Origin of the sequence: Arthrobacter sp. LjRoot14, assembly GCF_964253905.1 — a bacterium.
GTDB lineage: Bacteria > Actinomycetota > Actinomycetes > Actinomycetales > Micrococcaceae > Arthrobacter.
Genome location: NZ_CAXURL020000001.1, coordinates 1,872,242 through 1,887,670 on the forward strand (window position 1 = coordinate 1,872,242; position 15,429 = coordinate 1,887,670).

The following is a 15,429-nucleotide window of genomic DNA, read 5'->3' on the forward strand; positions in this document are numbered from 1 at the left end:
CAAAGATGAAACTGTTGCGAGAGGAGTCCTGCGATGAGCATTGTGGACAGCTTCGGTTCAAAAGGCAAACTTAATGTAGCCGGTACCGAATACGAAATTTTCCGGTTGAACTCCGTTGAAGGTGCAGAAAACCTTCCGTTCAGCCTCAAGGTATTGCTTGAAAACCTGTTGAGGACCGAGGACGGCGCCAACATTACGGCCGATCACGTCCGAGCACTGGCCGGCTGGGATCCCAACGCCGAGCCCGACACTGAAATCCAGTTCACGCCGGCGCGCGTGATCATGCAGGACTTCACTGGCGTGCCCTGCGTAGTGGACCTCGCCACCATGCGTGAGGCCGTCAAGGAACTTGGTGGCGACCCCAAGCGCGTCAACCCGCTGGCACCCGCCGAGATGGTGATCGACCACTCGGTGCAGATCGACGCATTCGGCAACTCCGGCGCACTGGAGCGCAACATGGAGATCGAATACCAGCGGAACGGGGAGCGTTACCAGTTCCTCCGCTGGGGCCAGACCGCGTTTGACGACTTCAAGGTCGTCCCGCCGGGAACCGGCATCGTGCACCAGGTCAACATCGAGTACCTGGCCCGCACCGTGATGACCCGCGAAGTTGACGGCGTGGTCCGGGCCTACCCGGACACCTGCGTCGGCACCGACTCGCACACCACCATGGTCAACGGCCTGGGCGTGCTGGGCTGGGGCGTCGGCGGCATTGAAGCCGAGGCGGCAATGCTGGGCCAGCCCGTGTCCATGCTGATCCCGCGCGTCGTGGGCTTCAAGCTGACCGGTTCCATCCCGGCCGGCGCCACCGCCACCGACGTCGTCCTCACCATCACCGAGCAGCTGCGCAAGCACGGCGTTGTGGGCAAGTTCGTGGAATTCTACGGCGAAGGTGTGGCCGCAGTGCCGCTGGCCAACCGCGCCACCATCGGCAACATGAGCCCGGAGTTCGGCTCCACGGCCGCCATGTTCCCGATCGACGACGTCACCCTTGACTACCTGCGCCTCACCGGCCGCTCGGAAGAGAACGTGGCCCTCGTGGAGTCCTACGCGAAGGAACAGGGCCTGTGGCACGATCCTTCCAAGGAGATCAAGTTCTCCGAGTACCTTGAGCTGGACCTGTCGACGGTTGTTCCGTCGATCTCCGGCCCGAAGCGCCCGCAGGACCGCATCGAGCTCACGGATGCCAAGGAGCAGTTCCGCAAGGACATCCACAACTACGTGAGCATCGAAGACGGCAGCGTGGACGAGTCCCTGGAAGAGTCCTTCCCGGCCTCCGATCCGCCCTCGTTCACCCACGCTGATTCCCACACCACGGAAACAGCCAGGGTCGAGTCCGCCGCCAACGGCGCCCACGGACGTCCGTCCACCCCGGTGCACGTTGTCACCGCGGACGGCCGCGAGTTCGAGCTGGACCACGGCGCGGTATCCATCGCCTCGATCACGTCCTGCACCAACACGTCCAACCCGTCCGTGATGCTCGCCGCAGCACTGCTGGCCCGCAACGCCGTGGACAAGGGCCTGGCTGCTAAGCCGTGGGTCAAGACCTCCGTCGCCCCCGGCTCCAAGGTGGTCACCGACTACTACGAGAAGTCCGGCCTCACCCCGTACCTGGAGAAGCTCGGCTTCTACATCGTGGGCTACGGCTGCGCCACCTGCATCGGCAACTCCGGACCGCTTGACGCCGAAATCTCCGAGGCCATCCAGGCCAACGACCTTTCCGTCACCGCCGTGCTGTCCGGCAACCGCAACTTCGAAGGCCGGATCAACCCGGACGTGAAGATGAACTACCTGGCCTCCCCGCCGCTGGTCATCGCCTACGCCCTGGCCGGAACCATGGACTTCGACTTCGACACGGACGCGCTCGGACAGGACGAAGCAGGCAACGACGTCTTCCTGAAGGACATCTGGCCGAACCCGGTTGAAGTCCAGCAGGTCATCGATTCCTCGATCGACAAGGAAATGTTCGCCCGCGGCTACGAGGGCGTCTTCGACGGCGACGACCGCTGGAAGGCACTCTCCACCCCGGCCGGCGACACCTTCGCCTGGGATGAGAAGTCCACGTATGTCCGGAAGCCCCCGTACTTCGAAGGCATGAAGGCCAAGCCGGAGCCCGTCACGGACATCACCGGTGCCCGTGTGCTGCTCAAGCTCGGCGATTCCGTCACCACCGACCACATCTCCCCGGCCGGTTCCTTCAAGTCGGACACCCCGGCAGGCCAGTACCTGCTGGCAAACGGCGTGGAGCGCAAGGACTTCAACTCCTACGGTTCGCGCCGTGGCAACCACGAAGTCATGATCCGCGGCACCTTCGCGAACATCCGCATCAAGAACCAGCTGCTGGACGGCGTCGAGGGTGGCTTCACCCGCGACTTCACCCAGGCGGACGGTCCCCAGGCGTACGTTTACGACGCCGCCCAGAACTACCAGGCAGCCGGCACCCCGCTGGTGGTCCTGGCAGGCAAGGAATACGGCTCCGGCTCGTCCCGTGACTGGGCAGCTAAGGGAACCGCGCTCCTGGGCGTCAAGGCTGTGGTGGCTGAAAGCTACGAGCGCATCCACCGCTCCAACCTGATCGGCATGGGCGTCCTGCCGCTGCAGTACCCGGCCGGCGAATCTGCCGCAACCCTGGGCCTGACCGGCACGGAAACCTTCGCCGTCGAGGGCGTCACCGCCCTCAACGAAGGCACCACCCCGAAGACCCTCAAGGTCACGGCCACGGCTGAAGACGGCTCCACCAAGTCCTTCGATGCGGTCCTCCGCATCGATACCCCGGGTGAAGCCGACTACTACCGCAACGGCGGCATCCTGCAGTACGTGCTGCGCCAGATCTCCGGCAACTAGCGGCCAAGGTCACAACCGGCACCACCAAAAGCCCCGGCTTGTCACTGACAGGCCGGGGCTTTTGCGTTGCGGCGGCCCGTCCCTGCGTGCGCCCCGCTTTCGAGGCGTTAGAGTTAAAAGGCATGTCTACCACCCGAAGGAGGCCCCGTTGGGAATTTTGGACACCATCCGGAATCCGCAGGACCTGAGCAAGTTGACCGAAGAACAGCTGTCCCAGCTGGCTGCGGAGGTCAGGAGTTTCCTGATCGGCAACGTGTCACAGACGGGTGGCCACCTCGGACCGAACCTCGGCGTTGTGGAACTGACCATGGCCGTGCACCGTATTTTTGATTCTCCCCGCGACAGCATTGTCTTTGACACCGGGCACCAGTCGTATGTCCACAAGCTCCTCACCGGACGCCAGGACTTCAGCACCCTCCGCCAGGAAGGCGGCATGTCCGGTTATCCGGACCGTGCAGAGTCCGAGCACGACATCGTGGAAAGCTCCCACGCCTCCTCATCACTGTCCTGGGCCGACGGAATCTCCCGGGCCCGGCAGCTGACCGGCGACGGCGACCGTTACGTCATTGCCGTGGTGGGCGACGGCGCGCTGACAGGCGGCATGGCCTGGGAAGCGATCAACAACATCGCGGCGGACAAACGCCGCCGCGTGGTCATTGTCGTGAACGACAACGGCCGGTCCTATGCCCCCACTGTGGGCGGCTTCGCCGACTACCTCGCGTCGCTGCGCCCCACCATCGATTCGTTCCGTGCGGCCCCGGCCTACGAGGGCACCCTGGACTGGTGGAAGAGGAAGCTCCAAAACGGCGGACCGGCGGGCCAGTTTACGTACCGCAGCCTGCATGCCATGAAGAAGGGCATCAAGGACTGGTGGGCGCCGCAGGGCATGTTCGAGGACCTCGGCATGAAGTACATCGGACCTGTCGACGGACACAACCTCCAGGCCATGGAGCACGCACTGTCCACCGCGAAGAACTATGCCGGTCCGGTCATCGTGCACGCCATGACGGAAAAGGGCCACGGCTACGCGCCGGCGCGCGCCCATGAGGCCGACCAGTTCCACGCTGTGGGCATCATCGATCCCGAAACCGGGGTGCCCACCGAGGCGGGCGGCGCCCAGTCGTGGACGTCCGTTTTCGCCGACGAAATCGCAGCCATCGCCGATGAGCGCAAGGACATCGTGGGCATCACCGGTGCCATGCTCATTCCCGTGGGCCTGCACAAGTTTGCCGCACGGCACCCGGAACGCGTCTTCGACGTCGGCATTGCCGAACAGCACGCGCTCACCTCCGCCGCGGGTATGGCCTTCGGAGGTCTCCACCCCGTGGTTGCCGTTTACGCGACGTTCCTGAACCGCGCCTTCGACCAGCTGCTCATGGACGTGGCGCTGCACAAGGCCGGGGTCACCATTGTCCTGGACCGTGCCGGCGTCACCGGCCCCGACGGCGCCAGCCACCACGGCATGTGGGACATGGCCATGGTGCAGATTGTGCCCGGCCTCCACCTGGCCGCCCCCCGGGACGCCACCCGGCTCCGTGAGGAACTCCGCGAGGCCGTGGCCATCGAGGACGCGCCCACCGTGGTCCGGTATTCCAAGGGCAACGTGGGCGCCGAAGTGGAAGCCCTGGAGCGCCTCAGCGACGGCGTGGATGTGCTCGCCCGCCGTCCTGCCGGCTCCAACGAAAACGATGTGCTGATCGTGAGCGTCGGAGCCATGTCCGAACTCGCCCTGGACGTCTCCAACCGCTTGGGAGCCCAAGGCATCAGCTCCACCGTGGTGGATCCCCGCTGGCTGCTGCCAGTACGCAAATCCATCATTGCGCTGGCCGCCCGCCACCGGCTGGTCATCTGCATCGAAGACGGCGTGCGGGCCGGCGGTGTGGGTTCACGCATCCGCCAGGAAATGCGCGCGGCCGGCGTGGACACTGCCCTCAACGAAGTGGGGCTGCCGGTGGAGTTCCTGGACCACGGCACCCGTGCGCAGGTTCTGGAACGTGTCGGACTGACCGCCCGCCAGATCACGCACGACGTCGTTGCGCAGGTTTTGGGGACCAAGGTGCCTTTCGCCCGTCCCCTGCCCGGCCAGGAACATCCGACTACGGGCAGCCTGCCGAAACTGTGATTTTGCACGAGGCCACACCCCCGGAGAGCCTCAAACCGGGAGACCTGGTGGTGGCGCGGAACCGTAAATGGGACGGCGGCGCCCACTGGGTGGTACCCGGGAACTACCTCGGCGAGGACGTTCACGGCTGGTGGATCTTCCAGCCCAAGGGATCCTTCATTTCACGGCCCGGGGCAGCCTTCCACGCCAGGTCCGATGCCGTCCTCCTCGTTCCCCGCACGGGCGACTACGTGGCCACGTTCTACGACGACACCTACCCGGGGGACTTCCGGGTGTACGTGGACCTCGCCGTGGGCCACGGCTGGAACGTCATCCGGCCCGGCACCATGGAATTCCACGTCGTTGACATGGACCTGGACGTGATCCGGTCCGTGACCCGCGGCGTCTACATCGATGACGAGGACGAATTCGCGGAACACCAGGTGAGCATGAAGTACCCCCGGGACCTCGTGGACCGCATGCTCGCGGAGACAGAACAGCTTTACCAGGCCGTTAAGGCACAGCAGGCACCGTTCGACGGCACAGACGCCGAGTGGTTCAGGAGAGGGCGGGCATGAGCGGAATTATCAGGGTCTACAAACGCGACGACGAAGGGGTCCTGCTGTTCCGGGAGGCCTGGTTCGATGAGGACTACAGCCAGTTCGTGATGAATCACGGCGTGGTGGGGCACCAGAGCAAGACGGACGAAACGGATGTTGCCGATGCTGCGGCCGCGGAGGGCCTCATGGACGCTTTCGCGGTGCAGTGCGCCGAGGACGGCTATGCCGAGCTTGCCGACGAAGACCAGTTCTGGGTGGTAGCCCAGTATGCCTTGAAGACCAAGGACGGCACCGACCGTGACCGCTACCTGGAAGAAAAGGCCAAGGACGCCCTCATCAGCCACCTCGCCTGGCGCGGCCTCGGCACCGTGGAACGAAGCGAATTCAGCGACGCCAAACTCAATATCTTCTGCCTGTGCCCGGACGTCAACAAAGCTGTTAACGCGATCAAGGTCTGCATCCGCGGCGAGGACCTGGACTTCACGAAACTCAGCATCGCGGCGGCACCGTTCGGCGATCCGTCAGCGTTTAGGCTCAAGCACTCGCCGAAACCGGCTTCGGGCTTTACTCTCTAAGAGGGGGCAACCGACTCACTGGGAGGCATCCGTTATGGCGCCAAAATCCGTTCAACCAGGCCACACCCCGATTCCCCGCGGAATTGGCGCGCCTGCCCGCCGGGCCATGGCCCATGCCGGACTGGAAACCCTGGAGCAGGTGGTCCAGTTCGGTCAACGGGAGCTGTTGAAACTGCACGGAATGGGCGTCAAGACCATGGCCCAGCTTGAGGATGCCATGGACGAGCACGGACTCGAGTTCCCGGTTGCCTGACAGCTCTTCCGGACCGGGCGCTGCCCCTGACGCCTGAGGCAGGAGGGCGTCCGGACCTTCGAGGCGGCCGTTATAGGCTGATTTCATGACTGAATACCGACGCCTTGGAAATTCCGGTTTGACCGTCTCCGTTGTGGGACTCGGCTGCAACAACCTGGGCCGGGCCAATACCGCGACGGAGTCGCAGGAGGGGACCGACGCCGTCGTTCGTGCCGCCCTGGACGCGGGCATTACGCTTTTTGACGTCGCGGACACCTACGGCAGGGAGCCCGGGCTCAGTGAAACCATGCTGGGCAAAGCCCTGGCCGGCCGGCGCGGGGACGCAATTGTCGCCACGAAATTCGGCATGGACATGCGCGGAGCCAACGGCAAGGACTTTGGTGCCCGCGGGTCACGCCGCTATATCGTCCAGGCTGCCGAAGCGTCCCTGCGGCGGCTCGGCACCGACTGGATCGACCTCTACCAGTTCCATACCCCGGATCCGCTGACCCCCATCGACGAGACCCTTGCCGCCCTCGACGATCTGGTGACCAGCGGGAAGGTCCGTTACATCGGCCACTCCAACCGGGCGGGCTGGCAGATCGCCGAGGCCGAATTTGTGGCCCGCGCCCGTGGAGGCGCCCGGTTCATCTCCACCCAGAACCACTACAACCTGCTGGACCGCCGCGCTGAACTGGAAGTCACGCCTGCCGCCGAAGCCTATGGCCTGGGGGTGCTGCCGTACTTCCCGTTGGCCAACGGGCTGCTGACCGGCAAATACGCGCCGGGCAAGGCACCGGAAGGCTCCCGCCTCAGCCACACGCGCACCAACCTGGTCAACGACGCCGACTGGGAGCAGCTGGATAAGTTCAGCAAGTTTGCCGCCGAACGCAACCTCAGCGAGATCCAGGTGGCGTTCTCCTGGCTGGCGGCCCAGCCGTCCGTCAGCAGCGTGATCGCCGGTGCCACCCGGCCGCAGCAGATCCGTGAAAACGCAGCGGCGGTGGCATGGGTGCCCAACGCGGAGGAACGTGCCGAGCTGGATGAGATCTTCCCCCGCACGCCCAAGGTGGCACTCTTCTGATGCATTCGGTCCTGATGGATGTGGACACCGGGATCGACGATGCCCTGGCCCTGGTCTACCTGCTGTCCCGCCCGGACGTCCGGCTGCAGGCCATCACCTGCACCGCCGGAAACGTGGGCGCCCGCCAGGTGGCACTGAACAACCTTGCCCTGCTGGAGTTGTGCGGCAGATCAGGAGTAGAGGTGGCCATCGGGGCCGAAGTGCCGCTGGAGATCCCGCTCGTCACCACGGAGGAAACCCACGGGCCGCAGGGGATCGGCTACGCGGAACTGCCGCCGCCCGCACAGCAGATCTCTGCCCGGCACGCCGTGGACGTCTGGGTGGACGAGGTGCGGAAGCACCCCGGCGAGATCACCGGCCTCATCACCGGTCCGCTGACCAACTTCGCCCTCGCCGTCCGCCGGGAACCGGAACTGCCGCAGCTGCTCAAGGGGCTGGTGATCATGGGCGGCTGCTTCTACTACCAGGGCAACACCACCCCGACGGCGGAGTGGAACGTCTCGGTCGATCCGCATGCCGCGAAGGAGGTGTTTGCCGCCTACCGCGGCCTCCCGGAGGACAGGCTGCCGGTGGTGTGCGCACTTGAGACCACCGAACTGATCGAGATGCGGCCCGAGCACCTGCAGCGCCTGGCCGAAGCCGCAGGCACCGGTCCGGAACTCGTGCTTCCGGACCAGCCGGAGGGACTCCGCAGCAGCTCCGGCAGCCCCGTGGTGGCGTGCCTGTCCGACGCCATCCGTTTTTACATGGAATTCCATCGGCTCTACGACCAGGGCTTCGTGGCCCATGTGCACGATGCTTTCGCTGCCTGTGTGGCTGTGGGGCGGACGGAGTACACCGCCCGGCTGGCGACGGTCGACGTCGAAACCGGGTCCCCGCTGCTGGTGGGCACCACCGTGGCCGATTACCGCGGACTGTGGGGGCTGCCGCCGAACGCCCGTATTGTGACGTCCAACAATCCGAAGCAGTGCTTTGATGAGCTCATCAGTTCAGTGGGCGCACTGGCCAGGCGGCTGGCCTAAGATGGTAGCTGCGTCGAGGTGACATAGGCGCACGTTTGCCGATCCCGGTACGGGTGTACCCGCGGAACGCAACCCACAGCCTAAGGAACAGCCATGTCACAGCAATCCCATACCCTTCCCGCCCCTGGACAGGCGGCGGTCCGCGGCCGCCGCCTGCTCGAAGCGCTCGGCGCGGTATCCATCGCAGCCACCTTCATCTTCCTGGTCCTGACGCAGCCCGCGGACATCACCAACGGGCTGGCGAGCGGCTCCGCCCTGGTGGCCCTGGGCGGTTTCCTGCTGGGAGCCATCCTCCTGATTGTCGGAGTGCTGCCCACCCTTCCCACGTCCACGCTGGTGTTGATTCCCGTGGCACTCGTCCTCAACATCGCCCTCGGCCAGATCATGGGATCCACTGGACTGCCGTTCTACTTCGACGCAATCGGCACCGTCCTCATCGCCGTCCTGGCGGGTCCGGCGGCGGGGGCGGCAACAGGCGCCCTCAGCAGCGTGGTCTGGTCCTTCATCAATCCCACGGTGCTGCCCTTTGCCGCCGGCGCGGCGCTCATCGGTTTCCTGGCGGGCGTGGCCGCGCGCCACGGACTGTTCCGCCGCTTTTACCTTGCCCCGTTGGCAGGCTTCGTGACGGGCATTTTGGCCGGCGTTGTCTCCGCACCTATTGCGGCCTTTGTCTTCGGCGGCACCTCCGGCGTCGGGACCGGCGCCATTGTCAGCGCTTTCCGGGCCATGGGCGATACGCTCCTTGCCGCCATCACCAAGCAGGCGCTGATTTCGGATCCCATGGACAAGGCCATTGTGTTCGCAGTCGTCGCGGTGCTGGTGTACGCGCTGCCGCGCCGGACCGCGCTGCAGTTCGCTTTTGTGCGGCGCTTCAACGTGCTGGCCGGCAAGAAGCAGGGAACCCCGGACGCCTGATCCCGTGCCCGCCCCGTTGAATACCCCCGCCGCGCCAGCCACCACCCCATCCGCGCTCAACCCCCTGACCGCCTTGGCGGCCGCCGTAGCGGCCGCGGCCATCACGACGGCGGTGTCCCATTGGGCGGTTTCCCTCGCCGTGGCCCTGGGCTGCGCCGTGCCGGCTGTGCGGGCCGGGGTGGCACGCCGGATGGCACCCGCCGCCGCCGTGATCCTGGTGCCTTTTTGGCTGTCGCTGCTGGTCATGCACGGGCTGTTCTTCCCGGAAGGGAAGACGGTGCTGGCTGAGTGGGGCGCGGCACGGGTTACTGCTGAGGGTCTCGGTTTCGCGCTGGATATGGGTACGCGGACGGCCGCCTACGTTACGGTGTTCCTGCTCTTTTCGTTCACGGTGCGCGTAGCGGACCTGGTGGCGGTGATGTCAGCGCGCCGTGTGCCTCCGCAGCTCGGCTTCGTCCTGGCGTCCACACTGACGCTGGCGCCGGCCATCACCGGAAGGCTGGGGCGGATCCGGCAGGCCCAGGAATCCCGGGGACTCGTGCTCGGGGGCGGGCCGCTGTCCCGGTTGGCGGCGGCACGGCTGCAGATGCTGCCGCTGGTCCTGTCGCTCGTCCAGGATGCCGGGGAACGGGCGCAGGCGCTTGATTCGCGCGGGTTCAGCGGCACCCGGGCGCGCACCAGCTATCGCGAGGTGCCGGATACCGCCGCCCAGCGCGGATTCCGGGCCGTGGTCCTGCTGCTGGCCCTGATCCTGGTGGCGCTGCGGATCTCCGGCCATTGGCCCGTGGGAGTCCCGGGATGACGGCAGCTGCCCTGCTGGAAGCCAGGATTGAGGCATTCACCTACCACGGTGAGGACGGGGCCGTTCTCCACGACGTGGCGATGGCCGCGGCGCCCGGTACGCTCACTGCCGTGTTGGGCGGCTCCGGCAGCGGGAAGTCGACGCTTGGCAGGCTTTTGGCCGGCTGGCTGTCCGGCGGGAACTCCGGCCGGTTCAAGGGCAGCCTGCACCTGCCCGCCACGGCCCGCGGGGCGGCGGCGGTGGACAGCGGGCCCCTCTATTTCCACGGCAGCGCTGACGATCCCCGGATCAATGCCGCGCTTTGGTCGGAGCAGGTGGGCTTCGTTCCACAGGATGCCGCGGCCCTGCTGTCCACCGTGGGATCCACGGTCGCCGAGGAACTGGCGTTTGGCCTTGAAAACCGGGGGATGGACAGGCAGCTGATGCGCGCGGAAGTGGCACATGCCGCCGACGCAGCCGGCCTGACGGCCCTGCTGGAACGCGATCCCGCCACCCTTTCCGGCGGCGAACTGCGGCGGCTGGCTGTAGCCTGTTCCGCCATTACGCGCCCCGGTGTGCTGGTCCTCGATGAACCGTGCGGGTCACTGGACAACGCCGGCGCCGCGTCGGTCCGTGCGCTGGTCCGCGGCCTCCTCGACTCCGGCACCGCCGTCGTCGTCCTGAGCCAGACCGCAGATGAGCTTGCCCTCTCGGCAGGGCACTGGCTCGTTCTCGACGGCGGCACTGTCACCGCCTGCGGCACGCCCGGCGAGCTGGCGGGCGGCCCCGCGTTGCTGCGATCCGGCGTCGTGATTGCCGCCCCGGGCGGCATCGGTTCCGGCCCGCGCCTCCCTGCCGCTGCTCCGTTCCCGCTCCCGTCCTCGGCGAGCCGACGTCCCGCTGGGGCAAATGCCCCTGCTGCGCTCCTGGAACTGGAGGGTGTCTCGTTCGGCTATCCGGCCCGACGCCGGGCACGCCGGGGAACGCAGGAAACGCTGCCGGGCGTGCTGGGCGGGCTGAGCCTCGCTGTAACGGCAGGTGAGATCGTGGCGGTGACGGGCCCGAACGGTGCCGGCAAATCAACCCTGCTCCGGCATTTCAACGGCCTGCTGCGTCCGGACCTGGGCTCCGTCCGGATCCAGGGCAAGGACATCGCCGGCATTCCCACGGGAAGGGTCGCGGACCTGGTGGGCCTGCTGTTCCAACATCCGCGGGACCAGCTCTTCGAACAGACCGCCCTGCGCGAAGTGCTTTTCGGCCTGGACCGCAAGTTCGGGGTGGCGGCGGAGACGAAGGCCCGGGCTGCCCTGGCGGCCGTCGGGCTCGGTGATCAGCTTCATATCCACCCGTATGAGCTGCCTGCATCCCGGCAGCGGCTCCTGGCCCTCGCTACCGTGCTTGCCCGCGAGCCGGGGCTTATCGCACTGGACGAACCGACCGTGGGGCTGGACCGCCACGGCCTCGAACGCCTCGATGAAGCCGTGTGCGCCGCGGCGAAGCGGGGCGCCGCCGTCGTGATGGTCACGCACGAGCTCGACTATGCCCGTGCCACGGCCCACCGCGTCCTGGAACTCAGGAACGGCACGCTGCGGGAACTCTGACCGCCGCGGGACACAGCAGCGCCGCCGCCCCCACCGGAGAGTGGTGAGGGCGGCGGCGCCGTCTGACAGCGGGGTCTGACGCTAGGCGGCCGCCGCTGCGGACGCGACACCCGACGCCAGGAACCGCTTGCCGTTGACGCGTTCTGAGGCTCCCACCCGGTCCAGGTAGGGGGTGATGCCGCCGAGGAACATCGGCCACCCTGCCCCGAGGATCATGCAGAGGTCGATGTCTTCCGGTCCGGCCACCACGCCTTCATCCAGCATGAGTCCGATTTCCTCGGCCAGCGCGTCCTGCGTCCGGCGGAGGACTTCCTCACCCGTTGAGGGGGACGTGCCGAAAGACAGCAACGCCAGCGTTTCCGCCGGAATGAACGGCTTGCCGTCCGGACCCTTGTCCGGCGCCCAGAGGGATTTGACGCCGTTGTCGATGAGCTTCTGCAGGTTCTGGGAAACCGTAAAGCGGTCGCCAAACGCGGTGTGCAGGGACTCCTGGACGTGCTGCGCCACGGGCAAGCCCACCATAGCGCCAAGCGTGAACGGAGTCATGGGCAGCCCCATGGGGCGCAGCGCATTGTCCGCCACCTCGGCCGGAGTCCCTTCATCGAACGCGGCGGTCACTTCGCCCATCAGGCGCAGCAGGATGCGGTTGACCACGAACGCCGCTGCGTCCTTGACCAGCACCGCGGTCTTCTTGAGCCCCTTGGCGAGCTCAAACGCGGTGGCCAGCACGGCGTCGTCGGTCTTGGGGGCGCGGACGATCTCCAGGAGCGGCATCACGGCCACCGGGTTGAAGAAGTGGAACCCCACCAGGCGTTCCGGGTGCTCCAGGTCCGCAGCCATCGCCGTCACGGACAGCGAGGACGTGTTGGTCGCCAGGATGCACTCGGGGGAGACAATCGCCTCCACCTCGGCGAACACCTGCTTCTTGACGTTCAGTTCCTCGAACACGGCCTCGATGACGAAGTCCGCGTCGGCAAAAGCATCCTTGGAAACCGATCCGGTGACCAGCGCCTTGGTGCGGTTGGCGGCGTCGGCACTGATCCGCTTCTTCGCCAGCATCTTGTCCACTTCAGCGTGGACGTAGCCCACGCCTTTGTCCACGCGGGCCTGGTCGATGTCCGTCATTACGACGGGGACCTTGAGCTGCCGGGCGAAGAGCAGGGCCAGCTGGCTGGCCATCAGGCCTGCGCCCACCACGCCCACCTTGGTCACCGGCCGGGCCAGTTTGCGGTCAGGTGCGCCGGCCGGGCGCTTGGAGCGCTTCTGCACGAGGTCCAGGAACGCGTAGACCGTGGAGCGGAACTCGTCGGTCTGCATGAGGCCGGCCAGGGTCTCGCACTCGAGCGCTGCCGAGTCCGACTGGCTCATGGTCCTGTTGGCCTCCATGATGTCCAGGACCTTGGCCGGCGCGGGTGAGGCATTGGACGTCTTGGACTCCACAAAGGCGCGCCCGGCGGCAACGGCCGCCGTCCAGCGCTCGGCAACCGCCGGGTCGGAGGGCTCGACGGCGTGGGGCCGTTCCGGGGCTGCCTCACCGGAGATGACGTCCGCGGCCCAGGCCAGGGACTGTTCCACGAAGTCCGCAGGTTCGAACATGGCGTCGGCAATTCCCAGGCCGAAGGCCTGGGGACCGGTGAGCGTCCGGTTGTTGCTGAGCGGATTCTCGATCATCACCTTGACGGCGTTTTCCGGTCCGATCAGCCGCGGCAGGATGTAGACGCCTCCCCAGCCGGGCACCAGCCCGAGGAAGGATTCGGGAAGTGCCAGCGCGCCGGCGCCGGTGGACACCGTGCGGTAGGTGGACTGCAGGGCGATCTCCAGCCCGCCGCCCAGCGCCACACCGTTGATGAAGGCGAAGCTGGGAACGCCCAGGTTGGCCAGTGTGGCATAGACATCATGGCCCAGCTGGGCCATCCAGAGGCCGTGGTCCCGGTTGTTGAGGGACTTGACCGCCGACAGGTCCGCGCCGGCCACCAGGTAGTAAGGCTTGCCGGTGACACCGACGCCCACGATCTCGCCGCGGGCGGCACGGTCCTTGAGCCCCTCGAGGACCGTGCCCAGCTCCACCAGCGTGTTCGGGCCCAGCGTGGTGGGTTTGGAGTGGTCCAGCCCGTTGTCCAGGGTGATCAGGGCGAAGGTTCCCGGGCTTGGCTTGCCGCCGGATGCCGGAAGCTGGATGTCCTGCACATACGAATGCGTGACCGTCTCGTCGGGGAAGAGATCGGCAAGCTTGCGGAAATCTGCGGCGCTCATGCTGCGGCTCCTTCAGTCTCGGTGGTGGCGGTTTCTGTGGCGGAATCGTCGGTTGGTGACAGGACGCCGCTGTAGCCTGTGTATTCCGAGTGATGCGGGTTTTCCCAGATGACGGTGGCACCCATGCCCAGGCCGATGCACATGGTGGTCATGCCGTAGCGGACTGCGGGGTCTTCCTCGAACTGGCGCGCCAGCTGGTTCATCAGGCGCACTCCGGACGAGGCCAGGGGGTGCCCGACGGCGATCGCGCCGCCATAGCGGTTAACGCGGGGATCGTCGTCGGAAATACCGAAGTGGTCCAGGAAGCTCAACACCTGGACGGCGAACGCCTCGTTGATTTCGAAAAGCCCGATGTCCGCGATGCCGAGGCCGGCGTTCTTCAGCGCCTTCTCCGTGGCAGGTACCGGACCGATGCCCATGACTTCGGGTTCCACGCCGGCAAAGGCGTAGCTGACCAGGCGCATCTTGACAGGCAGCCCAAGCTCAGCGGCGGCATCCGCCGAGGCCAGCAGGGCCGCCGTTGCGCCGTCGTTCAAACCGGCGGCGTTGCCGGCAGTCACCCGGCCGTGGGGGCGGAAGGGCGTGCGCAGCGCGGCGAGGTCCTCGAGCGAAGTTCCGGGCCGGGGCGGCTCGTCAACAGTGTTGACCGTCCAGCCCTGCCCCGGCTTCATCGTGGCCACCGGCACCAGGTCCGGCTGGATCTGGCCCTTTCCGTAGGCCGCTGCCAGCTTGTCCTGGGACGCCACCGCGTAGGCGTCCGTACGGTCCTTGGTGATAGCCGGGAAACGGTCGTGCAGGTTTTCCGCGGTGTTTCCCATGTTCAGTGCGGCCGGATCCACCAGGCGCTCGGACATGAAGCGCGGATTGGGATTGGCGCCCTCGCCCATCGGGTGGTTGCCCATGTGCTCCACTCCGCCGGCGATGACGACGTCGTAGGCGCCGAAGGCAATGCCGCTGGCGGTGGTGGTCACTGCGGTCATTGCTCCGGCGCACATGCGGTCCACGGCGAATCCCGGTACGGTGCGGGGGAGTCCGGCCAGCAGTGCCGCGGTGCGGCCGATGGTGAGCCCCTGGTCGCCGGTCTGGGTGGTGGCGGCGACTGCCACCTCGTCGATGCGGTCCGCGGGGAGTGAGGGGTTGCGGCGCATCAGTTCGCGGATGCACTTGACCACGAGGTCATCTGCGCGGGTTCCGGCGTAGATGCCTTTCTCGCCTGCGCGCCCGAACGGGGTCCGGACACCGTCCACAAAGACGACGTCGCGGACGGTGCGGGGGCTTCTGCTGCTGTGTGCTCCGCTGCTGTCTTTTCCGCTGTGGGGTTGGCTCACGTGATACTCCTCATCGAGACATGGGTGCCGGACGCACGCCTGTGGCAGCGGCGGTCCGGGCGGCATTGATCCCAATGTTACTCGTGAGTAACTTAGCTGGCAAGGACCCCGGCGGACTGTTTGGCCGGGCGCG

The 15,429-nt window shown here is 66.7% G+C and carries 12 protein-coding genes; 10 read left to right on the forward strand and 2 right to left on the reverse strand.

Features of this window, described 5'->3' with window-relative positions; genetic code table 11:
- Positions 1-33 precede the first annotated feature (33 nt).
- From acnA to ACSQ12_RS08465, 10 genes are all read left to right on the forward strand, one after another.
- Positions 34-2,844 carry an aconitate hydratase AcnA gene (acnA, locus tag ACSQ12_RS08420; RefSeq protein WP_209745876.1) on the forward strand — a complete coding sequence of 937 codons (2,811 nt, stop codon included), beginning with the start codon at positions 34-36 and terminating at the stop codon, positions 2,842-2,844.
- Positions 2,845-2,992: 148 nt separating this feature from the next.
- A complete protein-coding gene (gene dxs / locus ACSQ12_RS08425; protein WP_209745874.1) occupies positions 2,993-4,966 on the forward strand; it encodes a 1-deoxy-D-xylulose-5-phosphate synthase in 1,974 nt (657 codons plus the stop codon).
- A 2-nt stretch (positions 4,967-4,968) separates the two neighbouring features.
- Positions 4,969-5,523: a DUF402 domain-containing protein gene (locus ACSQ12_RS08430; RefSeq protein ID WP_436066961.1), complete on the forward strand. Its 555-nt coding sequence runs from the start codon at positions 4,969-4,971 to the stop codon at positions 5,521-5,523.
- The gene (locus ACSQ12_RS08435) at positions 5,520-6,080 is read left to right on the forward strand and encodes a hypothetical protein (protein ID WP_436065021.1); all 561 of its coding nucleotides are present in this window, start codon (positions 5,520-5,522) and stop codon (positions 6,078-6,080) included. The genes ACSQ12_RS08430 and ACSQ12_RS08435 overlap by 4 nt, the downstream gene beginning before the upstream one ends.
- 34 nt (positions 6,081-6,114) lie before the next feature.
- Entirely contained in the window at positions 6,115-6,333 is a 219-nt protein-coding gene (locus tag ACSQ12_RS08440; RefSeq protein ID WP_011691508.1) for a hypothetical protein, read from the forward strand.
- A gap of 85 nt (positions 6,334-6,418) precedes the next feature.
- Positions 6,419-7,396 carry an aldo/keto reductase gene (locus tag ACSQ12_RS08445; RefSeq protein ID WP_436065022.1) on the forward strand — a complete coding sequence of 326 codons (978 nt, stop codon included), beginning with the start codon at positions 6,419-6,421 and terminating at the stop codon, positions 7,394-7,396.
- Entirely contained in the window at positions 7,396-8,418 is a 1,023-nt protein-coding gene (locus tag ACSQ12_RS08450) for a nucleoside hydrolase (RefSeq protein ID WP_436065023.1), read from the forward strand. Before ACSQ12_RS08445 ends, ACSQ12_RS08450 begins: the two co-directional genes overlap by 1 nt.
- A gap of 93 nt (positions 8,419-8,511) precedes the next feature.
- Entirely contained in the window at positions 8,512-9,333 is an 822-nt protein-coding gene (locus ACSQ12_RS08455; protein WP_436065024.1) for an ECF transporter S component, read from the forward strand.
- Between the two features lie 4 nt (positions 9,334-9,337).
- The gene (locus ACSQ12_RS08460) at positions 9,338-10,135 is read left to right on the forward strand and encodes an energy-coupling factor transporter transmembrane component T (RefSeq protein WP_436065025.1); all 798 of its coding nucleotides are present in this window, start codon (positions 9,338-9,340) and stop codon (positions 10,133-10,135) included.
- On the forward strand, positions 10,132-11,715 hold the full coding sequence (locus ACSQ12_RS08465) for an ABC transporter ATP-binding protein (protein ID WP_436065026.1): 1,584 nt from the start codon (positions 10,132-10,134) through the stop codon (positions 11,713-11,715). The genes ACSQ12_RS08460 and ACSQ12_RS08465 overlap by 4 nt, the downstream gene beginning before the upstream one ends.
- 81 nt (positions 11,716-11,796) lie before the next feature.
- Here the strand turns inward: ACSQ12_RS08465 and ACSQ12_RS08470 are convergent, their stop codons facing one another.
- Positions 11,797-13,968, reverse strand: coding sequence for a 3-hydroxyacyl-CoA dehydrogenase NAD-binding domain-containing protein (locus ACSQ12_RS08470; RefSeq protein WP_436065027.1), 2,172 nt, complete (start codon positions 13,966-13,968; stop codon positions 11,797-11,799).
- Positions 13,965-15,296, reverse strand: coding sequence for a thiolase family protein (locus ACSQ12_RS08475; protein ID WP_436065028.1), 1,332 nt, complete (start codon positions 15,294-15,296; stop codon positions 13,965-13,967). Before ACSQ12_RS08475 ends, ACSQ12_RS08470 begins: the two co-directional genes overlap by 4 nt.
- Positions 15,297-15,429: the final 133 nt, after the last annotated feature.